The 266-nt window shown below is 61.3% G+C and carries 1 protein-coding gene; it reads right to left on the reverse strand.

The features are described from left to right. On the reverse strand, window positions 1–252 hold a 252-nt coding region (locus tag SB765_RS30390), incomplete at its 3' end, for an outer-membrane lipoprotein carrier protein LolA (RefSeq protein WP_410932590.1). Between the last annotated feature and the right edge of the window lie 14 nt (window positions 253–266).

The following is a 266-nucleotide window of genomic DNA, read 5'->3' on the forward strand; positions in this document are numbered from 1 at the left end:
GGAGACGATGGTCTGCTCAGACTTGCCTTCCGTATGCCAGTAGAACAGGCCAGGACGCTGCACGGCCATTTCGCCTGCGGTTTCCTGCAACTGGGTACCACCGGCATCCAGGGTCAACTGGGAGAAGCGCGCGGTCAGGGTCTGGGATTTGTCCAACAGGTTCTTCAGGCTGGCGACGGAGGCCGGGTCAGCGTGAGCCGAAACAGCGGTCAGGGCCAGTGCCGGCAACAACAGCATGCGGATAAGACGCATGGGAGTCCTCATTG

The organism is Pseudomonas sp. SIMBA_067 (assembly GCF_046534675.1).
In the GTDB taxonomy this organism is placed as follows: domain Bacteria; phylum Pseudomonadota; class Gammaproteobacteria; order Pseudomonadales; family Pseudomonadaceae; genus Aquipseudomonas; species Aquipseudomonas putida.